The following is a 24,336-nucleotide window of genomic DNA, read 5'->3' on the forward strand; positions in this document are numbered from 1 at the left end:
GCGACAAAGTTATAACTACCGTCGGCATAGATGGTTAGTGTGCCGTAGTCATTCGTGATCACCCCTGGAGTCCCATCGGCAACAGTGGTTGCAGTGCCTGTGGTGCCCAATAAGATCCCCGTAACGGTTAAGCTATCACTAGCATCGACATCGGTATCGTTAGCCAGTACACCTTGCGCAGTTGCAACGGTTAGTGTCGCGTCTTCATCGACCTCACCATAGTCAGGTGTGAGTTCTGGCGCGTCATTGGTACCGTTAATGGTAATGGTGACGGTTTCAGTATCGAATGCACCATTTTCATCAGTAACAGTCACATCAAAGCTTAAGCTGATAATATCGCCTTCGGCTAAGAAATTGAGCAGGTCGTTATCGATATCGTATGTCCAGCCCATATCATCGTTATCGAGACTAAAACTGGCGATGATATCGCTGATTTGTTGTGCAGACAGATCCGCATTGGCACCATTTTGCCAATAGATATCCTTGTTATAACTACTGTCTAGGCTGAGTACGTCATTGTTATCGACATCTACAGCAGTAATGGTACCTGTAGCGACTAACCTATCTGGAGCGACATCAATCACATCTTCGGTAACGCTACCGGATACACCCACAGTTAACTCTGGTATATCGTTAGTACCGTTAATTGTAATCGTCACCACTTGGGTATCAGATAAACCATATTCATCAGTCACTGTGATGTTAAAGGTTTCTGTAGTTGTATCGCCATAAGCTAGGCTATTGGCGAGCTCGTTATCTAAAGTGAATAGCCACTCACCGGTAGATTCGTTGAGTGTGAAAACGCCGTATGGCGTAACAGGGTCATCATTTAATTGCCAAGTGAGTATGGCTCCATTATCAACATCATCTGCTGATAGGGTACCGCTAGCCTGTGGGATACCTGCAGTTGCTATATTGCCACCGACAAGGACACCCGCTTCAATAACATTGCCCAAGGCATCTTCGAGAGAGGAGGTGATCTCTGGCGCGTCATTCTCACCTGTGATGGTAATAACAAGTGCTTGGACTACTGAGTCACCATCACTATCGGTTAGTTGGTAGTTGAATGTATCGAAGAATTGCTCACCTAAAGCGAGAGATTGAATTTCTGATAATTGATTGTTTAATTCATAAGTATAGCTACCATCAGCCGCAATAATTAGTGAACCATAAACTCCTGATATTACGGTGCTGCCATCAACGTCACTACTACTATTTTCGCTATTACTTATTTGTGTTACAGCGGCTAAATCGGCACCGAGAGTATCGTTTTGCAGTACATTACCAGCAACGCCGTCAAGATTGTTTTGGTTAATCTCATTGCTATCATCTAATCCACTTGGCGCATCATCAACAACATTTGCAGTGACTAAAGAGGTCGTCTGAACTCCCTGATTATCAGTGAGCTGCAACAGGAATAGCTCGGATAAGGTATCTGAATCTGAGTGATCGAGTGTGGCAACTAAGGTATAGCTGTAGGTCAATACTGAACTCACAGGATCATAGGCACTGATGGTTAGCACACCATATTGAGTGCTGATTGATACGGGGCCAACAAAAGCACCGTCAGTAAAAACGTTTACACTATTAATAACAAGCTCACGGATCCCTGCTTGAACTTCAACGGATACACTCTCGGCTTGAGACAGTTGGGCGACTTGTGGGTCTGAGCCTTGCTCTAGATGTTTTTCATATAAGGTTACTGCCTGGGCAGTGATACGAGGTAATGCAAATTTAGCAAGAAAAGAGGGTAACTCGTCCACTTGTGTAAGCTGAACTTGCTCAAAGCCCGCTGTATCATGCCCAGCGTTAGCGAGGGTTTCATCACCTGTTCGGCCAACGGCAACATAGCCTCCGCCTTCGTTTCCTGCTGGGGCAGTTTCGCCTGCAGCGGTATCAGGTAAGTTTTCTGTCGGATCTTCACCGCTAAGGAGTTTAGCTTGTAAGGCTGCGATTTCAGGATCGAGCGCAGTTTCAGTTGGCTCTGCTACCTGAGCGCTTTCACTGCTAGTCCCAGGATTTATTGCCAAGTCGTCTTGAGTGACGGTAGTGCCATCACTGTATTGTAATGTGAACTGGGTTTCTGGTGATATGCTGTGCTCTGCACCTTGCTTTAGTGTGTCGCCGACACCTAAGGGCAGCATTTCACCTTGACTGTTTTTTGCATTTATAGAGCCAGAGAGCTTAACAATCGTGGCGTCCTGCTTGGGAGTGAATGTATCCATCATAAGTTACTCTAACCATCTCATCCGTGAGTTAAATTAAGAATTATCAGTACTTAGTAATCTTTTTTTTGTGCTGACAGTATGAATTTTGTACTGCATTGGGCCGTTGTCAAATTCAGGGAAGTCAAGGGGTGAGGGGGGAATTAAGCAACATTTACGTATGATGCTGCGAATAGTTTTGTTATCAATTGCTTAGAATAGAGTTTGCAAATTAGCCAGTTTTGCTACATAAAAAAAGGCCGCAAAATCTGCGGCCTTTAGTTAAAAAAGGTATAAGCGTTACATTAGCTTTGCTGCATTTCGTCTGGTTTGCAGCGCTCTGTTGAGTTCACCTAAATGTTCTTGTGCATCAGCTAGAGCATGTAAGCTATTGATGTCATCTTGCAGGTAACAGGCTTTTTGCCACCAGATCTTAGCTTGATGATAATCGTGATTTTGCTGGTAAAGCTTTGCTAAGCAGACTTGGTAATCGGCGTTATTTTCATAGCTAGACTCCAATGCCAATAACTGCTTTTTAGCGTCAATGTCGCTAGGCGTGAGCACTTGTGCTAATGCATTTAACACTGATGCTGATGGTGATGCTTTTACCTGTTTGAGTAACATTTTAACGGCTTCATCTTTGCGTTCAAAACGACTCAAACCTATTGCGTATAGCGCAATATATTCTGCTTGCTTTCTTTCGCCACGGGTTAACCAATGCCAGCACTTTTCTAATTCTTGCTCATTGGCTTCAGCTGCCTGGCTGAGTAAAGCCGTATTCGTTTTAAGTGATAAAGCGTTAAAAGCATCATCTTCTAATACGTGCTTTTTACTAACGATTGGCAGCAGTAATTTTAGTGCTTGCCAATCTTGTTGTGCTTGATAAAGCTCAATGGCCAATTTGAGGATGGGTAACTTACTCTTGCTGGTCGGATTGAGTTTATCTAACTCTTCTCTTGCTGCGATTAAATCACCTTGTTGTAATAAGTAACGGGTACGCGTGGTACTGACAGCGTTCACCGCTAAAGGCTCTAATTGCGCTTTTGCTAAGTATTCATCACGGGCTTGATGATTATCCTGATGATGGGCTGCACGAGCTGCAGCTAATAAGTTTAAGGCTGGGATCTCACCTTTTTCAGCCCCTTTAGCCATGGCTTTTTCTGCTGCTGGCCAATCTTCTTCGGCTAATGCTAGCGCGCCTAACAGCGTGTGTTTACGGGCCGCTTTTTTGCGCCATCTTTCTGGAAGATAGCGGCTATTTAAGGCGAGGTTCAATAGCCATACAACAACAAACTCAACCAGCTGTAGCAGGCTGTAAAAAATAATTAGCGCAATAACGGCAAAGACAATACTGGTTTCTATTTGGTATTCACCGATAGCCAAATATAGATAGCCTTTACTGCCGACGAGGAAAGGGCTGATACAAAGCCCTAGTAGGATAATGGCGAGGTAGACGAGGGCACGAACCATTATTGCGCCTCCTCAGTCATTAAATTGCCATAGGTCACTAGCTGATTAAGCAGGTTAGATGCTTCAAAACGTTCGATATTTGTTGTTTGGATCTTCAATGTTTCTAGCGCATCTAATGTCGCTAAGGTATCAATAGTTTGCTGATCTTTTAGATCAAAATACTGATAGATCCATTTTTTAGCTAGCTTGATTGAATTACGGTAATTAACTTGATCTTGGCGATATAAGGCCAGTTGAGCTTGCAGTAGTTTATTCTTAATATTTTCAACCAAATACCATTGCTGATCAGGCTCAAGAAGTGGTGCTGCATCTGTGGTACGTTTTCTGACAATCACGAAGTCATCAATTAATGCCTGCCATGATTTAGCTAAGTTAGACTGCCAATCATCAAGTGAGTCACTCACTTTTGTATCGGCAAGCTCTTCAGCAGAGAAATGAGTCTCAGCGCGATTCAATGGCAGTTTATCTAAGCCATCTATGATGTTATCTATGGTTAAAACCGTGCCCGATATATCGGTATTCTTAATCGCTGCAACGACTGCAATATCCTTGGCGAGTGCTTTTCTTAACGGCATCAGTGAAGGATCGCGCATTGACTTAATACGTTCATCAGCCGCTTTTAACAGGCTAGTTGCCGTACTCGGGTCCTTTTCTAACCACAGTTTTTGGCCTGCCAGTCTAACTAGGTATTTAGCCTCTTCGGCGCGCCAATGGTTTGGGTTGCGCTGGGCAATAATCGATACTCGTTCTTCAAGCTGAGTTTGCTGTTCGAGTGTCTTCGCCATGGCTAAATCAACACTAGACTTGAATTGATTTTGTTGTTGCTCTAAAGAAGCTATCCGCTGGTTTGGCGCGACAAGTACGGTTTGTAACTTCTGCTTTAGCTCCTGCTGTAGCTCTGCAGTTTTAGCTTGCTGAGTTTGAAGCTGTTGGTACAGATAGTAACCGCCAGCGATAGAAGCAAACGCTAATAGCAATAGTAAAAAGAGGGTGAAAATAATGCCCCAAGGCGTAGGTTTGCTTTGAGAAGAGGGTTGGATAACAGTGCTTTCGCTAGCATTAACTTGTGGCTCTGACTGCACCTCGATAACTGGCTGTGTTACTACAGTTTGCTCGGGAGTCGGCTCTGAAGCGTTGGCGTCAGTGTTCTTGGTTTCCATTTAACAGTCCTTGAAAGCTATGATGCTGCAGAAATAGCGAGTATAAACTTAATATTAACTGGGATTTACTTTAGAGATAACGCAGTTAACATCGCATTAGTGTTTGCGGCGGTGGCATTACTAATCTGCACTAGGCCGTACGCTTTTGCTTTTTCATATACTCGGGAGCTTGGCACTATAATATGACAAGTTCGCAGCCAAGCAAATAGCTCTTTTGGTACTGTTTTAACAAGGTTATCGAGTATTTCGCCACTGGTAATGATAATAGTGTCTATGCCGAAGCTTTGCCATTGCAGGCAAATATTATCAGCGTCAAGCGTTGGGCAGCCGCGTTTATAGACTTCCCAGTAACTCAGAACAGCACCTCTATTGGTTAATTCAGTGGCTAAATCTTCGCGTCCGCCTTGCCCTCTGACAATGACAATGTGTTTGCTATCCACATCTGTTAACGAGGCGAGTGTGAGTAAGCCTTCAGTTTGTTGGCAGTCTTCAGGTGCTTTTTCGGCTGTAATACCTATCTGCTTAAGTGCCGCGTATGTGGCATCACCAACCGCAAGGTAGTGGGCTGATTTAGGCCATTGATTATCGATCGCTTTAGAGGCAAAGCTGACAGCGTTGGTGCTAATAAATATAATGATATCGGCTTGCTTGAGCGTGATATCAACTTGCTTAGCATCTAAATTTGAGGTGGATTGGACGTTTAAAAGGGGCGTGATGAAGTAAGAGACGTTACGCTGAGCTAACGCCTCTATCATCAACTGATTGCGCCCTTCTGGGCGCGTCAGCAATATTTTCATTTGCGGGTTACGCGTTTGCGTACACAGCGTCAAGAATGGTTTTAGCACCTTTCTCGAGAAGCTCTTCTGCCATTGCAACACCTAGCTTTTCAGCATCGGCTTTGTTGCCCGTAGAAGAAGCTGTGATGATTTGGCTACCATCAGGGTTACCCACTAAACCGCGTAGGCTTAATGTATCACCGTCGATTTCAGCGTAAGCGCCAATAGGCACCTGACAACCCCCTTCAAGACGAGTATTCATCGCTCGTTCTGCAGTAACGCGCATACGCGTTTCAGCATGCTCAAGTGGTGCAAGAAGCGCTCTAACACGAGCATCATCAGTACGACATTCAATACCGACAGCACCTTGACCATTTGCCGGGAGTGACTGCTCTGCAGAGATAAAGCTTGCGATTCTTTCTTCAAGCTTTAGACGCTTAAGGCCAGCAGCTGCAAGAATGATAGCATCGTAGTTACCTGCATCTAGCTTAGCTAGACGAGTCCCTACGTTACCGCGTAGATCTTTGATGACTAGGTCCGGGCGCGCAGCACGAATTTGGCACTGACGACGCAGGCTAGAAGTACCAACGATGGCACCTTGTGGCAGATCTTCAATTGTTTTGTAGTTATTTGATACGAATGCATCACGCGGGTCTTCACGCTCACAAATAACTTCAAGACCTAGGCCTTCTGGGAACTCTACTGGCACGTCTTTCATTGAATGAACCGCGATATCAGCTTTGCCTTCTAGCATTGCCACTTCAAGTTCTTTAACGAATAAGCCTTTACCACCGACTTTAGCCAGTGGTGTATCTAAGATGATGTCACCTTTAGTGCTCATTGGCAGCAATTCAACGATTAGGCCTTCGTGGATTTTTTCCAGTTCAGCTTTCACAAATTCGGCTTGCCACATGGCAAGAGGGCTCTTACGTGTTGCGATACGGATCAGATTTTGAGACATGAACGATATTCCATCTTAGAACTTATTTGCGCCAATGCTAACATTGCCTGAATACAGATGTAACATTCTGCTGCTGATTCTTTGAAGTTCACCCTATTTCTAAAACAATAAAAGTGTGATATTGGTCACATTAGCTTGATGGTTAGGGATTTGCCATATAGATTAGGGGAAGTTATTTATCTTTAGTAGGTCAATTGATTTGCAACAAGAGCTTGATCATTTCGAGCGTGCAGCTCAGCGGTTAGATACAATCCGGTATGCCAGAGCAATTGCATTACTGTCGCCACTCAAGCGATATCTACTTCGGCTTATTCCCGTTTTTTTACATCATCATGCACCTAAGTTACCGGGCTACAATGGTCCCTTAACGCCTTGTGGTATTGTGGATTATCAATATGTTGCTGAAACCACAGAGGCCTGCGATACCCTTCAAATAGACATACCCAAGACAACAAACGAATCTAACCCTTTGATAGAAGGGGTTTACAGCATGGGGAGTACAGCAAGTTTTGGCCAAAATCCCCAGAGTGATATTGATGTTTGGTTGGTGCACAGTGAGCAATTAGATAAAAGTGCCTGTGAACGACTGGCTAATAAAGTCGTCTTGCTGAGCGAGTGGTTTGCGAAGTTTGATTTTGAGGTGAACTTTTACTTAGTTCATCCAGAGCAATTTATTAGAGAGCCGGGCGAGCAGACTGATTTTTATAATTGTATGGGGCAAGAACACAGCGGTAGTGCGCAGCACTGGTTGCTACTGGAAGAGTTTTATCGCAGTCAGTTTCGGTTAGCGGGTAAGCCCATCGCTTGGTGGCCGAATGCTAACCTGTCCCCAAGGTTATTATCACTCGGGGATGCGAATGCCTTACCTGCTAGTGAGTATTTTGGTGCGTCGCTTTGGCAGCTTTATAAAGGTGTTGAGAAGCCTCACAAGGCACTACTTAAAGTACTATTACTCGAGGCTTATGCTAGCGAATATCCTCATACACACCTAGTGAGCGAGCGTATTTGGCAACATACTCTAGCGGGAGATTTTTCTTCGGCCAATGATGCTTACTACTTGTTATATGAGGCGATAGAATCCTATTTGCTTAAACGAGGAGATGGCAGGCGTCTAGAGATCACAAGGCGCTGCTTTTACCTAAAGTGTGGCGTTAAATTGAGTCGTTCTGATCAAGCGGTTGATTGGCGTTATTTTAAGATGAAAAAACTCGTCGCCGATTGGAACTGGTCAGCGAGTCTATTGAAAACATTAGACGATTGTGAAAATTGGCACTGTGGGCAGTTGCAATGGTTTAACAAGCAGCTTAATGAACTGATGCTCGGTAGCTATCAAACCTTGTTGCAATTTGCTGCGACTCACAGAGTAAGCGAAGGGTTAAGGATCTCTGAGCTGGGGCTACTGACCCGTAAACTGCATACCTATTTTAGTGAAGATGCCCATCAAATAATGCGGCTTAACTCACTGTGGAGTCGCTCTATTTTAGAGCCGCATCTATCGGTGATCTACAGTGAGCAAGATAAATATTATTACCTGTACCGATGTTCGGCTAATCCTAGGAACTTTCTTGAGCATAGTGCTGTTTTTCATTCTAAAAGTAAGGCTAAGCTGCTGGTTTGGGCAAACCTTAATGGTGTTGCCAATAATAAAACCCGCTGGTATGAAATTAGACAAAGTAAGCGTAAATCAATTTACCTCACTCAAGCGGCTAATCGCCTCGATGGGCTAGTGACACATGAGTCGACTAAAGTCTCTAAAATGGCGTTGTATCAGCCATGGCATTTCCGCAAGTTAGTATTTCTATTGAATTTTAATAGCGACCCGACAGAAAGTTGGTCTGGGCAGGACATCATGGTCGACTATATGAACAGCAATGTGTTCTCGATTGGTCGACGCCATTTGAACATGGTGGACTCAATAGACGTCATTAGCCTTAATAGCTGGGGAGAGTGGCATTGTCATCATTTTGAAGGTGAGCATAGTATTTTAGATGCGCTATCGTTTGTGACACCTGGAATGAAGCGTGCGGCACAAACAGTGGCTGTTGAGGTTATTAGCTGTTCGATTAAGTTACGCTCGCAAACTGAACGCACTGTGCAAAATTTGCTTTATCGATCCGTGCGACTTAGCTGCCAGGCGCAAAGTTCAACGACATTGAGTTATGCATTGCAGGTTGGCAAGATACGTTATGGTCTGTTTTATAATAATCGCGGTATGCATTACGAAAACCTCAGTGATGCTAAATCTTTCTATCAGCAATTATCTCAGCGAAAGCTATTGGAATTACCGCGCCCTACTTTAGGCGATGAGCCTTTTGCTAAGGTGCCTGCGGTGATCCAAGATTATGCCGCAAAAGGTGCTATCCAATACTTCTTGCGTCAACGAGAGCAAGGTTTAGATGTGTTTATTTTAGATGAAATGAACGAGTTAAATCATTATGTGCAGGACGGAACTGACATTACTGCGCTGGTGAATAAGCTAAGTCATTACCATACATTTGACGATCCTCAGCTTAAAAAAGAGCATTTCAATCTGCCGCAGTTTTTTAAATTAGAACGTGCTAAAGGCGAGTTGATAGCAGTGCCGTTTGGGGTGACGTTTGAGGCTTCTGAGGTCGATTTTTAGTGAAGCCGCGGCTGATGTTTGGCGAGGATAATAGTACTGAAATGGGGCTGTTGCAGGGGGTAAGTTAATTCGGTCGGCGATAAAGTAATAAGGGAAGCTAGGCCCCCCTTATCTATAACAAAACTTAAATAGCTAATTTTAGCCCGCTTTGTTTGAAGATAGACTCAACCACGAAAGGCATAAATTCATTGCCATTGCGCTCATCCATCCACTTCCCGTCAACATAAGCAAAGTGGTAACCACCGAATTGCGTCGCTAACCAAATTTCATGTAGCGGCTCTTGCTTATTGATAACAATCTTGGAAGTACCATTGAATTCTAATTGCAGCACATTACCTGAACCATCAACATCAATATCGGCATCTTGCTCATCAATGAGTACTTCTATCGCGTTATCAATTGTTTGAAATATTTCATCAACCAATTGATGAAATTCGAAATCTGTTATAGCCATGCTAATTCTTCCTCAGATTTAGTTAGTGCGATCATATTACCAATCGATAGCGTGATTACCAATCACATTAATTTTGTGGTTAATCAAACGCAACATAAAACTTAGTGCACAGCTAAACAATTAATTATCTAATTTTCAATGCATTAGCCTGTTTATTGTGAGTTGTAGACAGAGATGTAATGGCAGTGATTAGTTGAATTATTTTGTATTAGGACGCTTTTTCGTGGCTAAGCTGTGATTTATGCTAATTAAGCAGCCAATATACGGCTGATTAGCCCGAGAGTTTATGCAAGAAAGGCCTGATATAAATGCGTTATAGGGTTGACGCGTAGCGGGCTGTCTGCAAACATCAGGATTAACAATTTTCGCCGTATAGCAAGCCGTAGTGTTATTGCTACAAGGGTCACCTGATGTTGAAAAAAATGAGACTGTTTTTGCTAGTAGGGCTTGGTAGCCTAGTACTTTTAGGTTGTGGCCAGAAAAGCGCACTATTTAGAGCGCCGCCACAAGACGTTAATCAGCAGGCAACTGATAAGCAGGTGCCTGACGCGGAGCATGAGCAAAGCGAACAGAGCAAAAAGGACTAAAGACATTGGATCATTTTTTATATCAAGCAGATGCGCTTTACGCGGAGCAATGCCAAGTTGCCGAGCTTGCGAAGCAACATGGCACACCGCTCTATATCTATTCCCGTGCAACGTTAGAGCGTCATTGGCACGCGTTTGATAATGCGGTAAGTGAGCATCCACATCTTATTTGTTATGCGGTTAAAGCTAATTCAAATATTGCGGTGCTTAACGTACTGGCACGTTTAGGCAGTGGCTTTGACATTGTGTCAGGAGGCGAATTATCTCGAGTGATAGAGGCCGGTGGCGATCCCGCAAAAGTGGTTTTCTCCGGCGTCGGTAAAACGGTCGACGAGATGGAGATGGCGCTTAACCTTGGTATTTATTGCTTTAATGTTGAGTCTGCCGCTGAGCTTGAACAGCTTAATCTGGTTGCGTTACGCCTTGGTAAAGTTGCGCCAGTGTCATTGCGAGTCAATCCTGATGTCGATGCGGGCACCCACCCTTACATTTCAACGGGCTTAAAAGAAAATAAATTTGGTATCGCAATGGAAGAGGCTGAGGCCATCTTTGCTCGTGCCAATGAGTTAGCTGGGCTTGAGGTGAAAGGTGTTGATTGTCATATCGGTTCTCAGCTTACTGAAATTAAACCATTTTTAGATGCTATGGATCGTATGCTTGCGTTAATCGATCGTTTAGCCGAACAAGGCATCGAGATTAAGCATTTTGATGTCGGCGGTGGCTTAGGTGTGACTTACGATAAAGAAGTCCCACCTCAACCGGATGTTTACGCTGCTGCTTTATTAGCGCGTCTAGGTGATCGCAACCTTAAGCTTATTTTTGAGCCGGGCCGTGCTATCGCTGCTAACGCTGGTATCTTTGTGACTCAAGTGCTTTATTTAAAAGAGAACAGCGACAAACGCTTTGCGCTAGTCGATGGCGCCATGAATGATCTTATTCGCCCGTCTCTCTATAGTGCCTGGCAGAAGATTATCCCGGTGATAGAGCGTGTGGGCGAGACACAAAATTATGACGTCGTTGGACCGGTTTGTGAAACGGGAGACTTCTTAGGCAAAGACCGTCAGCTAAATGTACAGGCGGGTGATTACCTTGCCATTCGTTCATCAGGAGCTTACGGTTTTACTATGTCGTCTAATTACAATTCTCGTCCTCGTGCCGCAGAACTTATGGTCGATGCAGACAAAGCCTATGTCATAAGAGAGCGAGAAAAATTAGCTCAATTATGGCAAGGCGAGCAGATCCTGCCGTAAACTAGAATAATACTAAGTAGCGGATGCAAATAAAGCATGCGCTACAGATACTTTTAAGGATGTCCATCTTGATCCAGTTCACTAAGATGCATGGGTTAGGCAATGACTTTATGGTCGTTGATGGAATTACACAAAATGTGTTTTTCTCTCCAGATCAAATTAAGCGTCTAGCCGATCGGAATTTCGGCGTTGGTTTCGATCAGTTATTACTGGTGGAGCCTCCATACGATCCCGATTTAGATTTTCATTATCGCATCTTTAATGCAGACGGCAGTGAAGTAGAGCAGTGTGGCAACGGGGCGCGTTGCTTTGCCCGTTTTGTGCATAACAAGGGCTTAACCTGTAAACATAAAATTCGTGTAAGCACCTCGTCAGGCAAAATTACGTTGCGCCTTGAGCGTGATGGTAAAGTCACGGTTAACATGGGGATCCCGGTGCTAGAGCCGAGTAAAATCCCTTTTACTGCCAAAAAAGTAGAGAAAACCTACCTGCTTTTGGCATCGAGTGGCACCTATCTTTGTGGCGCAGTGTCTATGGGGAACCCCCACTGTGTGATTGAGGTTGATGACGTGGCTGAAGCCGACGTTGATACCATTGGCGCAGAGTTGACCAAGCATGAGCGCTTTCCAAAAGGTGTGAATGTTGGCTTTATGCAGGTAGTGAACTCAGGCCATATTAAACTTAGAGTTTATGAGCGCGGCGCGGCAGAAACATTAGCCTGTGGCACTGGGGCTTGTGCGGCGGTAGTTGTTGGTATTTTGCAAGGGAAACTGGATCGCAACGTACAAGTCGATCTACCTGGTGGCAGCCTGATGATTAACTGGGACGGTGAAGGTAAGCCTTTATGGATGACTGGGCCTGCAGAGCACGTTTATGATGGACAGATAGCACAATGATAGATGGTACTAAGCAAAATCCTCCTTTTGATGAAATACTGATCCGCGAATACTTGTTGGATAACCCTGACTTTTTTAGTCGTTACCCAGAGTTGTTGTTAGCCATGCGTATTCCGCATGCTGAGCGCGGTGCAGTATCTTTGGTTGAGCGTCGGCAAGAGATGTTACGCCAACGAGTGAGTCAGCTAGAAGAAGAGATTACTGCGCTGCTAACTATGGCATCGCGGAACGAGCAGATCTACATGTTTAACAGTGAATTATCTATGAAACTGCTAAAATGTGAAGACATGGGCGAGCTGCGTCAAGTGTTATCAAATGGCTTGATAGAAAAGTTTCAGTTCAGCCATGTCAGACTCATCACCGTACATGATCTAGATAGTGAGTTATCGCAGATCTGGAGCAAGCGACTCAATTCAGGCTATTACTTTGGCCGCTTAACGATTGAAGAGTCAAAGCGTTTATTTGGCTCCGAGGTCGGTTCTGTAGCCTTGTCTCGATTATCTAAAGAATGCGGTCAGGTTATTTTTGCGATTGCTAGCCAAGATCCTAGCCACTTTCATCCTGAGATGGACCACCTTCTGCTGTCTCAGCTTAAACAGTTACTTGATCACCAGCTGACTAAAATCTAATAGCGAGGCTTTATGGCTGATAATTCAGCTTGGTTGAGCGGATTTGAACGTTACTTACGCACCGAGCGTCAAGTTTCAGCTTATACAGTGCGTAATTACCTGTTTGAGCTAAAGCGAGTCGAGAAGCTATTTAGCGAGACGGAGTCATGGTTGTGTCAATATCATGAGTCTTTGCAGGCTATCTTGGCTAAATTACATCGCCAAGGCCTGAGTCCTCGCTCTTTATCATTAACGCTCTCTTCGCTTAAGCAGTTTTATGAATTCTTGCTCAGAGAACAACAGATAAAGGTTAACCCAGCGATTAGCCTTACCGCCCCCAAGCAAGGCAAACCTTTGCCAAAGAATATGGATGTTGACTCTGTATCGCACCTGCTTGATATCGACGCTAACGACCCGCTAAGCTTTCGCGATAAAGCCATTATGGAGCTGTTTTACTCCTCAGGTTTACGTCTTGCCGAATTGGCGGCGCTTAATGTGAGCGATATTCAGTTTTCAGAGGCGCAAGTCAAGGTATTAGGTAAGGGCAGTAAAGAGCGGATAGTGCCCATAGGAAAATTGGCATTAACCGCGATAGCTCAGTGGTTAGAGCTTAAGCGCGATATCGCTTGTGAAGATGATGCCTTGTTTGTCACTGCCAAAGGTAAGCGACTAGCCCATAGAAGTATTCAGGCTCGTTTAGCTAAATGGGGCCAAGAGCAAGCGATAGGCATTAAGGTGCACCCGCATAAGCTGCGGCATTCTTTTGCGACCCATATGCTTGAGTCCAGTGCTGATCTGCGTGCCGTGCAAGAACTGTTAGGTCACGCTAACCTATCGACGACTCAGGTTTACACCAGTCTCGATTTTCAGCATCTGGCAAAGGTGTACGATGGCGCGCATCCAAGAGCGAAAAAGAGAGGCAGTAAACCATGAAAATATTTATTCGCCCTCAAGCTTTTCAAGCGATTAGCTTCGACTTAGACGATACGCTTTACGATAACCGCCCCATTATTTATGCCGCCGAAGCTAAGCTACAAACATTTCTACATCAGCATTATCCCAAGACGACAAAGTGGCAATTTTCTGATTGGCGAAAGCTAAAGCTTGAATTATTTATCGAGCGACCAGAACTGCGTCATGATACAAGCTTAGCGCGTTTAGTGATGCTTGAACGGGGGTTACAGCTGCTTGGTTATCATGCTCAGCAAGCCAAAGCCGGTGCAAAGGCTGCGCTTGAATATTTTATGATACAGCGTAGTCATTTTACGGTTTCAAGCGAGGTGGTTGAGCTGTTAACGGCACTTAAAACTAGATACCGATTAATTGGCATCACCAACGGTAATGTCGATCATCAACGTATCGGTTTGGAAGGGGCATTTGAGTTTGTACTGCATCCAGGGCAAGGCTTTAAACAAAAGCCATCAGCAGATATGTTTACCCATGCGGCAGAGAAACTCGCCTTACCCTTATCAAGTATTCTGCATGTGGGTGATAGCGCATCGAGCGATGTGGATGGTGCAAGGCGCGCAGGTTGCCAAGCCGTATGGCTTAACCCTGGCTTTGGTGTCAATGATAAATCAAATGCTAACGGGCAACTGCCGCATATTGAAATAGCGTCTGTGCTGCAATTGAGAGATCTTATTAAGGTCTAATGCAAGCTACTTGCTGACGTCTTGCTATCTTCCTTTATCTTGATATGCTCATATTTCTTAAGAAATTAAGAATAAACAGAGTTTTATACTAGATAAGGAATATCATGAAAAAACTATTTGTTGCAGTGTCAATTCTACTATTAACCAGCGCCTGTTCAATTAAACAGCGAGTTGATCCGGTACACGTGAATAATAATGCTGAAGTCTGTATTCAGAAGAACCCCGATGTACGAGAGGGCTTTCTGCAAGAGATGGAAAAAATTCTAGCGGAGAAGCAAATTAAATACCGCATTGTTGAACAGCTAGATGCAAGTCAGCAATGTGAGTGGACCGCGACTTATACCGCTAATTGGCGTTGGGATCTTGCATTATATATGGTCTATGCAGAGATAAAGGTGTTTCATGATGGCCGGTTAGATGGTGAAGCAATTTATGACGCCCGCAGTGGTGGAGCGAATATGAATAAATTCATCGATGCAGAACCTAAAATTCGAGAGTTGATTGAGCAGCTCATCCAGCAAAAACAAACATCTGTGCGCTGGTCTCCAATACAACAAACAGCAATTTAGTCATAAGGCTCACAATGGTGAGCCTTTTTTAACGCCTACTTTCTACTACCGAGTTATCTTGTTTAACCACAATCTTTAAGCGGTGAGTGCTAGCGCCTTTGGGAACAAGATGTTGTTCTCGAGATAAATATGCTGTTTAAGATCGGCTTCGAACTCAGCCAAACTGGCGTAGCACACACGCCAAGTCGTGCAAGCATGAGCTGGCGGCTCAAAGCCATTCGTTAGCTGACTGATTTTCTCAAGGATCTGCAGGGCATCGTCATGCTCATATTGCATGGCATTGATGGGGTTAGCGATATGGCCAAAGCAGTTTTGCATGTCGACTTGGTTGTGTAGCGCTAGAATCGCAGGGAACAGTATCTGTTCCTCTTTCATTAGGTGGGGCATCAAGTCATCGGCTAATGCGCGGATCCAACCTGCCAACGGCTTTATCTCGCTGTGTTTTTCACCGTGAGCGCGTACCATTTTTTGGCTGTATTCGATGAGTAACGGTGCTTTTTCTCTAACATAGCTATGGTGCGTGGCTTCAATGTAGTTAAGCAAGTCAGGTAGTGCGAGTTGATCTAAACCCTGCTGCTTTTTACCTTGGCTATTCAATGTGATTAATGCTTCAAGCAGTGCATTTTCGTCTGCGTCAAAACGCTTAATCGCCCGCGCTAATGAAATGCCACCGCCGCAACAAAAATCAATGCCGAACTGGCTGAATAGGTGCGCGCTGCGAAAATCGTTAGCAACCAACTCACCTACGCGAGTAGCAAGTAAACTTTCTTTTGACTGAGACATATTGAGCTCCAAGAGCATTGAAAATAATTACATGCATATTATTTGCATGTTCAGTGCGGTTCAATCAGTAGTTGACTAAAATGCTCAGGTAATCACATTTTGATTGGTAAAATAACTCTATCTAGGTAGAAAAAGAGCGCTCACTCATTGGCCTGTTGACGTGCTTTAGTCGTGATTTTTACAACTTTATACTGGCGATAACTCTTTAAGCAGGCTTAAGCCATAGTGTTTTAATTTTGATTGGCTTAGACTAGAGCCAATATATTTCAGTGGTGAGTCACATACTTAACATGCACGTTAACGTCATAAACGGTTACCGCAACAGCTAATGCTCTGCTTAAAGCGTTTGTTTACAGCAATAATCAATGCGTCTCCAGCAACGTTGGGGCGGGTATTGTTGATCGTGATTTTAACCCTGCAATCAGCGGTTGCTATGGCTGATGACTGTGCCATTGCGTTTGACGATTGCGCTGACAGTGCTGAGTATAAAGTTGGCTTAGCCAGCGCCGATGATAATACTCCGCTGATTAGTGATAGCCATGACGACAAGGATAGCCATGACAATGCCGATCAATGCGCTGAGCAAACCTCTGCTGTCCATGTCGATGATGACTGCACGGAATGCAGCAATAATTGCTGCTCATGCTGCCTAACACTGATGCACCCTGTCGCACTAATACAAACCGTTGCTTTAAATTCCGGTTCGTCTATTTTTACCTTTAATTCAACATCTGTTGAAGCACCTTACTACGCTTTTCTACGCCCCCCTAAAGCCTTAATCGTTTAATCAAAATTTTATTCAGTTAGCGAGTTTTTTAAAAACTTGCTTAAGACCTGTTGCTCCTTTTTGAAGGTTTAGCAATTAACAGGTCTGCTATTTTGTATTAAATCGAGGCTTATTCTCTGATGTTTTATAATACTTATGTCGCTAAATCTGCCACAAAAATCGGCATGTTTTGTTTATGGCGGGGGCTCTATTGCACACTGACGCTTATTGCTCTGTTATGGGCAGGCTCGCTTGCCGCCGCTACTACTAGCACAGAACAAACAAATACCTTGTCGTTAACTACGATTATTGAACGGGTACAGCAGCAACATCCTTCACTTAAGGTTTTTAAGTTTAGGCAGCAAGCACTCGATGGCGCGGCACAAACTCAAGCGCTGACGCCTGGGTATGAAATTGGCTTTGATGCCGATAACGTTGCTGGCTCTGGTGAATACCAAGGTATTGATAGTGCCGAGTTTAGCGTGTCACTGTCCTCGGTCATCGAGATGGGCGATAAGCTAGATGCCCGCAGCGGCATGGTCAATGAGCAGCGTGCTTATCTACAGGCTGAGCGCAAAATTGCCGCACTCAACCTATTGGCTGAAACGACTCGACGTTATATCGACGTGCTAGCGGCGCAGTCGCAGTTACAGTTGGCAACCGACTCATCATTGCTCGCTGAAGAAACCCTTAACGTAGTTAAGCAGCGTGCTCAAGCTGGCGTGACTGCCGACGCTGAAGTTAAACGTGCCCAAGCGGCGGTGTTCAATGCCAGATTGGTTGCCGAAACTCAGTTGCATCAACTCAATTACGCCAAGCTTAGCTTGAGCATGATGTGGGGCGAGTCCGATGTTAGCTTTGGTACGTTAACAGGTAGCTTGTTCCAATTTACTGATGATGTGGCACTTGAACCTTTATTTGAAAAAGTAAAATATAGCCCAGCTATTGCGGCTTTTTTAAGCCAGGCGCAACTGAAACAAGCAGAGTTACGTTTTGCTAAAACCCAGTCAACCACTGACATCAAATGGTCAGTGGGTATTAAGCAACTGCAACAAACTAACGATATGGCGTTGAGTGCGGGCTTTAGCGTGCCACTATTTAATGGTGAGCGTAATACTGGCGCGGTGATATCTGCACGAGCGGCTAAGGAAGAAGTGTTAGCCAATAGAGAAGTTGCACTGCTTGAGCTCTATGGTCAGTTGTACCGCGCTTATGCGAGTCGTAAGCAAGCCATCGTAACGGTTAACCGTTTACAAAGCAGTATTATTCCTACCTTAACCTTAGCCCTCGAAGACACCAAATCCGCTTATGAGCAAGGGCTATACAGCTACCTTGATTACTTAACGGCTAGAGAAGAGTTGTTGTTTGCTCGCCGTGCATTAATTGATGCCGCAGCTTCAGCGCTGCGCTATGGGGTTGATATTGAACAATTGATAGCCGAGCCGTTACCTGCTTCTCAACATACCTTCTTTAATGATTTTCAAGGAATGCCAAAATGAACTCCATTCTATTAAACAAACTGTCACTGGTTCATATTGCGGTGGTTGCGACGCTGATGTTTACCAGTCCTGCGATGGCATCTGCTGAGCATGGTCATGAAGATGAGCATCAGCAGCAACTTGCTAATAAAAAGGGCCATCAAGATGAGCATATGGACGAACATGCTCATGATGAAGCTCATGCTGAAGGTCATGATGAAGGTCGTGATGAAGGTCATGATGAAGGTCATGCTGATGAACATGGCGATGAGCACGGCGATGAACATGGCGATGAACATGGCGATGAACACGGTCATGACGAGCATGAAGAAGGTCAAGTGCATATCAGTGCCGAGCAAATGGCTATGTCGGGTATCGTCGCTCAAGTGGCACAATCTGGTGATATCAAACAGACCTTAACCGTATATGGCCGCACAGTGCTGCCAGAAGCCTCAAGCAGCCAAGTACGTGCTCGTTTTGCCGGGCTAATCACGGCTATTAAAGTCAATGTTGGCGATAAGGTGCAAGCTGGGCAGGTCATTGCCGAGGTGGAATCTAATAGCAGTTTAAAGCGTTATTCAATCACCGCACCTATCTCGGGTGTCGTAGCAAGCCGCAGCGCCAATGCGGGCGAGCTCGCAACCGATAACGTGTTACTCAGCATTATCGATACTCGCCAATTATGGGCGGAGTATCAAATCTTCCCAGAACAAATGCGCACGGTTGCACTTGGTCAGCAACTCACTATTGAGTCTGCACAGCAGCAAGCAACGTCAACAATCCAGTCACTGCTCAATGGTACTAACAAGGTGATATATAAGCAGGCGCGGGCAGCACTTGATAATCAAAGTGGCCAATGGGCTCTGGGCGCGCTTATCTCGGGCAAGATAACCCTCAGCCAGCAAGCTGTTGCGTTAGTGGTAGATAACCGCGCCATACAAGTGATGGAAGGTCAGCAAGTGGTATTTATTCGTAATGACGAAGGCTTTGAAAAGCGCGTGGTTGAATTAGGGCAAAGCGATAGCCAAATGAGCCAAGTATTGTCGGGTCTCGAAGCGGGTGAAGAGTATGCCGTGGATAAGAGCTTTGTACTAAAAGCGGATCTTGAAAAATCTAGCGCGGCACACGTGCACTAAGGAAGAGCAAAAATGATTGAATCTGTTTTGCGTCTCGCGATAAATAGACGCTGGATGATGATGTTCTTAGCCATGCTGCTTGTGGCGGTTGGGCTGTGGAGTTATCAAAAATTACCGATTGATGCAGTACCTGACATTACTAATGTACAGGTGCAAATAAGCACTCGTGCCGAAGGGTATTCGCCGCAAGAAACCGAGCAAAGAATTACTTACCCGATTGAAAATGCGCTGATGGGGATCCCGCATCTGTCAAACACTCGTTCATTGTCACGTTATGGTTTGTCGCAAGTGACGGTCGTGTTTGATGAGGGAACAGATCTGTATTTTGCGCGTAACCTTATCAGTGAGCGCTTAAATGGGATTAAGGGCAAACTACCCGCTGAGATTGAGCCGGAGATGGGGCCGATATCGACCGGTCTGGGCGAAATCTTTATGTACACCATCGAAGCCTTGCCTGAAGCGAAACAAGCGGATGGTCGAGACTTTGATGCCACGGCATTAAGAGAGATCCAAGACTGGATTATCAAGCCGCAACTGGCACAAGTTGCAGGTGTCACCGAAATCAACACCATTGGTGGTTATGATAAGGAATATCACATCACGCCAATACCAGCAAAGATGTTGGCGTTTGGCATCGCCTTTGTCGATATTAAATTGGCACTTCAAAGCAGTAATAGCAACCGCGGTGCAGGTTATATCGAGCGCGATGGCCAGCAACTCACGGTACGCTCTGCTGCGCAGTTAAAGACCATTGGCGATATTGAGCAGGTGGTGATTAAGAATATCGACAATGCGCCCATTGTTATTGCTGATGTTGCCGAGGTCGGCATAGGAAAAGCGCTGCGTACAGGCGCAGCGACCCGTGACGGTAAAGAAACCGTATTAGGCAGCGCGATGATGCTGGTGGGTGAAAACTCGCGTCAGGTGTCGTTAGCAGTGGCCGCCAAGCTTGAAGATGTAAAAGCGTCACTGCCCGACGGCATTAAAGTGGAAGCTGTGTATGACCGCACCACCTTGGTCGACAAAGCTGTGTATACGGTACAGAAAAACCTTGTTGAAGGCGCGCTGCTGGTCATCATTGTGCTGTTTGTTTTACTGGGTAATGCCAGAGCAGCATTAATCACTGCAGCGGTGATCCCGCTGGCTATGCTGGCGACAATGACAGGTATGGTGCAAGCTGGTGTGTCGGCTAACCTCATGAGCTTAGGCGCGTTAGACTTTGGTTTAATCGTTGATGGCGCCGTGATTATTGTTGAAAATGCCATTCGCCGATTAGGCCAAGCGCAAGTACAAAATGGTGGCAATGTGCTCGGGCGTAAGCAGCGGCTGCAATTGGTATTTGAAGCAACCAACGAGGTGATCCGCCCAAGCTTATTTGGGGTGCTGATTATTACCGTGGTGTACATTCCACTGTTTAGCTTAACAGGCGTAGAAGGCAAGATGTTCCACCCAATGGCGGCCACCGTTGTGATGGCTTTGCTAGCGGCATTAGTATTGTCGTTAACCTTGGTTCCGGCTGCGGTTGCACTGTTTATGACCGGCAAAATTAGCGACAAAGAGAGCCGCGTTATTACCGCGACTAAGTCACTGTATAAGCCATTACTCATCGGCGCAATGAAGCTACGTTGGATAGTGCTAAGTGGTGCAGTGGCGTTAGTAGCATTGTCGATTTGGTTAGCATCAACCCTAGGTTCTGAGTTTATTCCACAGCTCAATGAAGAAGATATCTTGCTGCAAGCTATCCGTATTCCAGGCACCGGTCTAGAGCAGTCAGTGGATATGCAGATGTTGCTAGAGGATCGCATTAAACACTTTCCGCAAGTGAAGAATGTGTTCTCTAAGATTGGTACGCCAGAGGTGGCTAATGATCCGATGCCGCCCAATATTGCCGATACTTTTATTATGCTTAAGCCGCGTAATGAATGGCCTAACCCTAAGATGAGTCATGACGCGCTAGCGGCAGATATTGTCGCGGCGGTGTCAGGACAGCCGGGTAATAACTTTGAGTTAACCCAGCCGATTGAGATGCGCTTTAATGAGCTTATCTCAGGAGTGCGGGCAGATTTGGGCATTAAAGTGGTTGGTGATGACTTACAGCAATTACTGGCTTCGGCTAATGCTATTCGCGAAGTGTTAGAGCAAATAGATGGCGCAGCCGACTTACAGGTCGAGCAGGTAACAGGTTTGCCGATGTTATCGATTCAACCCAAGCGTATGGCATTAGCGCGCTATGGTTTGACGGTAAGCGAGCTACAAGACTTTGTCGCGACCGCGATTGGCGGCGAAGAAGCAGGGCTTATCTTTGAAGGCGATCGCCGCTTTAAGATGGTAGTGCGTTTACCAGAGGCAATTCGTAAAGACGTTGCGCACTTGCAAGAGTTGCCAATCGTGTTGCCGTCGGGAGAGTATGTGCCGCTGTCTGAGGTAGCGACGCTAGAGATTGCGCCATCGCCAAACCAAATCAGTCGCGAAAATGGTAAACGCCGCATTGTGGTTACCGCCAACGTGCGTGGTCGTGACTTAGGCTCATTTGTGAGTGAAGCTAAGCTGCAAGTCGCCAAGCAAGTCGATGTCCCAGCGGGTTACTGGCTTGAATATGGCGGCACTTTCGAGCAGCTGGAATCGGCGAGTCAGCGTCTATCGATTGTGGTGCCACTGACATTGGCCTTGATTTTAGGCTTACTAGTGATGGCATTTAGCTCGGTTAAAGATGCACTGATTATCTTTACCGGTATCCCGTTAGCGCTAACCGGCGGAGTGATTTCACTGTGGCTACGAGACATGCCGTTATCTATCTCGGCAGGGGTAGGCTTTATTGCTTTATCCGGTGTGGCGGTGCTTAACGGCTTAGTACTGCTGAGCTTTATTCGTCAGTTGTATCAAGAAAAGGGCGAGTTGCTTAACGCGATTATTGATGGTGCGCTTATTCGCTTGCGTCCGGTATTGATGACGGCATTAGTCGCGGGCTTAGGCTTTGTACCCATGGCGCTAAATATCGGCACGGGTGCTGAAGTGCAGCGCCCAATCGCTACGGTAGTGATTGGCGGCATTATTTCATCGACGTTATTAACCTTATTTGTGTTGCCGATTTTGTATCGCATGGCGCATCAGCGCGGTGAGCAGAAGCGCAGTGAACATGCAAACAATAAGCAGGCCAATATAGAAAGTGCAACTATTGTATAAAAGGCTGTAGGGGCTCCCTTACTTCACAGTCGTTCTAACATCGTTTGATAAGCAAAAGCCCTGCAATCGCAGGGCTTTTTTATGACTTTTCTAAAAGCTAGCATTACCCGCTAACAATTCAAAACTAACGGCTTATTTGCTTTGGGTCATGATCCAGTGGCTTAACAGACGTACGCCATGGCCTGTGCCGCCAGCTGGAGTAACGCCAACATCTTTAGCTGCAAGAGCGCTACCAGCAATATCTAAGTGAGCCCACTTAGTATCACCACTAAACTGCTTTAAGAATACTGCAGCTGTGCTGGCGCCAGGCCCACCGTAACCCGCGTTTTTAAGGTCGGCAATTGGGCTCTTGAGTAAGTCTTCATAAGCGAGTGGTAAGCGCCATAGCTTTTCATCTACGGCTTGACCAGATAAGCTCAGTTCCTCGACTAAGTTGTCATCATCACTAAACACTGCCGTATAGCGTTTACCTACAGCGCGAACCTTGGAGCCAGTTAGGGTAGCAACATCTACCATCACTTGTGGCTGATAGTATTCGCGGGCATACCACATGCCATCGGCCAATATTAAGCGACCTTCAGCGTCGGTGTTAAGTACCTCAACACTTAGGCCTTCTGCTGTCATCAGCACATCGCCAGGAGCAAGTGCGGTCTCAGACACCATGTTAGCTGCCATCGGCATTACCGCTACTACATTGACATCGGCTTTTTGCAGTGCCATCGCTTTTATGGCGCCAAGGACCGCAGCTGCGCCTGCCATATCAGACTTCATACGTGAAATTGAGTCGCCAGAGGCTTTAATGTTGTAACCACCCGAGTCAAAGGTGATGCCTTTACCCACAAGTGCAATTGGCGCGTCGTCATTGCCTTGCCAGTGAGCAATCACCAAGCGCGCCCCTTCTAATGATCCACGGCCAACAGCGTGGAGCGCGCCCATGCCGAGCTTTTCAATCTGCTTAGGTTCGAGCACGGTAATTTTAACCCCAAGCTTTTTAAGCTCTTTTGCCGCATTGGCAAAATCAACTGGGGTCATCTCGGTTGGCGTTTCAGAGGTGAGGTCGCGGGCTAGAAATACGCCTTGCTCAATTGCCGCAAGCTGGGCGTATTGCTTGTCTGCATCTTTTGGCTTGCTGACGGCAATGGTGTAATTCTTCTCGGCGGGCTTCTTGTCTGAAAAATACTTATCGAATTTGTAGGCTCGTAGATTTATACCGTGAGCCAGTTGTGCACCAAAGCTTGCATTGCTGCTGGCATCAGAGATCCCTGATGTTAGTAGCTGGATGTTATCGGTTTTGATATCGCTAAAATGAGCGGTAATTTCAGCGCCTAGCTTATTGACTTCACCTGGCGTAAGTTCAGCCTGTTCACCGATGCCAACGACGACTAAGCGCTTAGCATCGATACCAGTAGGCATTAATATTTCAACCAGCTGTTTCTTGTCGCCGGTAAATTCTTGTAGCGCTAATGCACTACTAATTTGCTGTTTCGATTGTTTATCTAATTTGGTTAATGCGTTTGAAGCGTTTTCACCTGCTTGAAAGACCACTAAGGTGTCAATGTTTTTTGCTGGCTTTTCGGCAAAGGTAAATGTTTCAGCCTGTGCAGCATAGCTTGTAAATAAGCCTAGAGTTAACGCACTGGTGAGCAGGTTTTTCTTGGTTAGCATAATGTCCTCTATCGGGATTCAGTCCTGTATTCATGCATCTACTTAGGCGATGAACAGGTTTGTTTTTATGTTCTATTTTTTTAGTTGTGATATGACGTCAAACCATTTCCGAGTA

At 45.5% G+C, this 24,336-nt stretch carries 20 protein-coding genes; 12 read left to right on the forward strand and 8 right to left on the reverse strand.

Going from position 1 to position 24,336, the window contains the following annotated elements; genetic code table 11:
• The 5 genes from ACVBIL_RS16565 to hemC all read right to left on the reverse strand — a co-directional run.
• Positions 1 to 2,228: retention module-containing protein (locus ACVBIL_RS16565; RefSeq protein ID WP_447168056.1), on the reverse strand; the 2,228-nt coding region annotated here is incomplete at its 3' end.
• Positions 2,229 to 2,504: 276 nt separating this feature from the next.
• Entirely contained in the window at positions 2,505 to 3,674 is a 1,170-nt protein-coding gene (locus tag ACVBIL_RS16570) for a heme biosynthesis HemY N-terminal domain-containing protein (protein WP_447168057.1), read from the reverse strand.
• Positions 3,674 to 4,834, reverse strand: coding sequence for a uroporphyrinogen-III C-methyltransferase (locus ACVBIL_RS16575; protein WP_447168058.1), 1,161 nt, complete (start codon positions 4,832 to 4,834; stop codon positions 3,674 to 3,676). The genes ACVBIL_RS16570 and ACVBIL_RS16575 overlap by 1 nt, the downstream gene beginning before the upstream one ends.
• 65 nt (positions 4,835 to 4,899) lie before the next feature.
• Positions 4,900 to 5,631: a uroporphyrinogen-III synthase gene (locus ACVBIL_RS16580; RefSeq protein ID WP_447168059.1), complete on the reverse strand. Its 732-nt coding sequence runs from the start codon at positions 5,629 to 5,631 to the stop codon at positions 4,900 to 4,902.
• A gap of 7 nt (positions 5,632 to 5,638) precedes the next feature.
• Positions 5,639 to 6,571: a hydroxymethylbilane synthase gene (gene hemC, locus ACVBIL_RS16585; protein ID WP_447168060.1), complete on the reverse strand. Its 933-nt coding sequence runs from the start codon at positions 6,569 to 6,571 to the stop codon at positions 5,639 to 5,641.
• A 199-nt stretch (positions 6,572 to 6,770) separates the two neighbouring features.
• On the opposite strand from hemC, the gene ACVBIL_RS16590 reads away from it, so the two are divergent.
• A complete protein-coding gene (locus ACVBIL_RS16590) occupies positions 6,771 to 9,194 on the forward strand; it encodes a class I adenylate cyclase (protein WP_447168061.1) in 2,424 nt (807 codons plus the stop codon).
• A 124-nt stretch (positions 9,195 to 9,318) separates the two neighbouring features.
• Here the strand turns inward: ACVBIL_RS16590 and cyaY are convergent, their stop codons facing one another.
• Positions 9,319 to 9,648 carry an iron donor protein CyaY gene (cyaY, locus tag ACVBIL_RS16595; protein ID WP_447168062.1) on the reverse strand — a complete coding sequence of 110 codons (330 nt, stop codon included), beginning with the start codon at positions 9,646 to 9,648 and terminating at the stop codon, positions 9,319 to 9,321.
• Positions 9,649 to 10,058: 410 nt separating this feature from the next.
• Between cyaY and ACVBIL_RS16600 the strand changes: the two genes are divergently transcribed.
• The 7 genes from ACVBIL_RS16600 to ACVBIL_RS16630 all read left to right on the forward strand — a co-directional run bounded on the left by ACVBIL_RS16600 (position 10,059) and on the right by ACVBIL_RS16630 (position 15,210).
• On the forward strand, positions 10,059 to 10,235 hold the full coding sequence (locus ACVBIL_RS16600; RefSeq protein WP_447168063.1) for a hypothetical protein: 177 nt from the start codon (positions 10,059 to 10,061) through the stop codon (positions 10,233 to 10,235).
• Between the two features lie 5 nt (positions 10,236 to 10,240).
• A complete protein-coding gene (gene lysA, locus ACVBIL_RS16605) occupies positions 10,241 to 11,485 on the forward strand; it encodes a diaminopimelate decarboxylase (RefSeq protein WP_447168064.1) in 1,245 nt (414 codons plus the stop codon).
• 68 nt (positions 11,486 to 11,553) lie between these two features.
• Positions 11,554 to 12,381 carry a diaminopimelate epimerase gene (gene dapF / locus ACVBIL_RS16610; RefSeq protein ID WP_447168065.1) on the forward strand — a complete coding sequence of 276 codons (828 nt, stop codon included), beginning with the start codon at positions 11,554 to 11,556 and terminating at the stop codon, positions 12,379 to 12,381.
• Entirely contained in the window at positions 12,378 to 13,010 is a 633-nt protein-coding gene (locus tag ACVBIL_RS16615; RefSeq protein ID WP_447168066.1) for a DUF484 family protein, read from the forward strand. The genes dapF and ACVBIL_RS16615 overlap by 4 nt, the downstream gene beginning before the upstream one ends.
• Before the next feature lie 12 nt (positions 13,011 to 13,022).
• Positions 13,023 to 13,922 (forward strand): tyrosine recombinase XerC, encoded by a 900-nt coding sequence (gene xerC, locus ACVBIL_RS16620; protein ID WP_447168067.1) that lies wholly within the window; start codon positions 13,023 to 13,025, stop codon positions 13,920 to 13,922.
• Positions 13,919 to 14,641 (forward strand): HAD-IA family hydrolase, encoded by a 723-nt coding sequence (locus ACVBIL_RS16625; protein WP_447168068.1) that lies wholly within the window; start codon positions 13,919 to 13,921, stop codon positions 14,639 to 14,641. The genes xerC and ACVBIL_RS16625 overlap by 4 nt, the downstream gene beginning before the upstream one ends.
• Positions 14,642 to 14,745: 104 nt before the next feature.
• Positions 14,746 to 15,210 carry an Sbal_3080 family lipoprotein gene (locus ACVBIL_RS16630; protein ID WP_447168069.1) on the forward strand — a complete coding sequence of 155 codons (465 nt, stop codon included), beginning with the start codon at positions 14,746 to 14,748 and terminating at the stop codon, positions 15,208 to 15,210.
• Between the two features lie 75 nt (positions 15,211 to 15,285).
• Here the strand turns inward: ACVBIL_RS16630 and ric are convergent, their stop codons facing one another.
• A complete protein-coding gene (gene ric, locus ACVBIL_RS16635) occupies positions 15,286 to 16,011 on the reverse strand; it encodes an iron-sulfur cluster repair di-iron protein (RefSeq protein WP_447168070.1) in 726 nt (241 codons plus the stop codon).
• A gap of 385 nt (positions 16,012 to 16,396) precedes the next feature.
• On the opposite strand from ric, the gene ACVBIL_RS16640 reads away from it, so the two are divergent.
• From ACVBIL_RS16640 to ACVBIL_RS16655, 4 genes are all read left to right on the forward strand, one after another.
• Positions 16,397 to 16,780, forward strand: coding sequence for a hypothetical protein (locus ACVBIL_RS16640; protein ID WP_447168087.1), 384 nt, complete (start codon positions 16,397 to 16,399; stop codon positions 16,778 to 16,780).
• A 119-nt stretch (positions 16,781 to 16,899) separates the two neighbouring features.
• On the forward strand, positions 16,900 to 18,258 hold the full coding sequence (locus ACVBIL_RS16645; protein ID WP_447168071.1) for a TolC family protein: 1,359 nt from the start codon (positions 16,900 to 16,902) through the stop codon (positions 18,256 to 18,258).
• Positions 18,255 to 19,373 (forward strand): efflux RND transporter periplasmic adaptor subunit, encoded by a 1,119-nt coding sequence (locus ACVBIL_RS16650; protein ID WP_447168072.1) that lies wholly within the window; start codon positions 18,255 to 18,257, stop codon positions 19,371 to 19,373. Before ACVBIL_RS16645 ends, ACVBIL_RS16650 begins: the two co-directional genes overlap by 4 nt.
• 12 nt (positions 19,374 to 19,385) lie before the next feature.
• The gene (locus tag ACVBIL_RS16655) at positions 19,386 to 22,556 is read left to right on the forward strand and encodes an efflux RND transporter permease subunit (RefSeq protein WP_447168073.1); all 3,171 of its coding nucleotides are present in this window, start codon (positions 19,386 to 19,388) and stop codon (positions 22,554 to 22,556) included.
• Between the two features lie 132 nt (positions 22,557 to 22,688).
• On the opposite strand, the gene ACVBIL_RS16660 is transcribed toward ACVBIL_RS16655, so the two are convergent.
• Positions 22,689 to 24,221, reverse strand: coding sequence for a leucyl aminopeptidase (locus ACVBIL_RS16660; protein WP_447168074.1), 1,533 nt, complete (start codon positions 24,219 to 24,221; stop codon positions 22,689 to 22,691).
• Positions 24,222 to 24,336 lie beyond the last annotated feature (115 nt).

The sequence above is a fragment of the Shewanella sp. 125m-7 genome, from assembly GCF_052977045.1.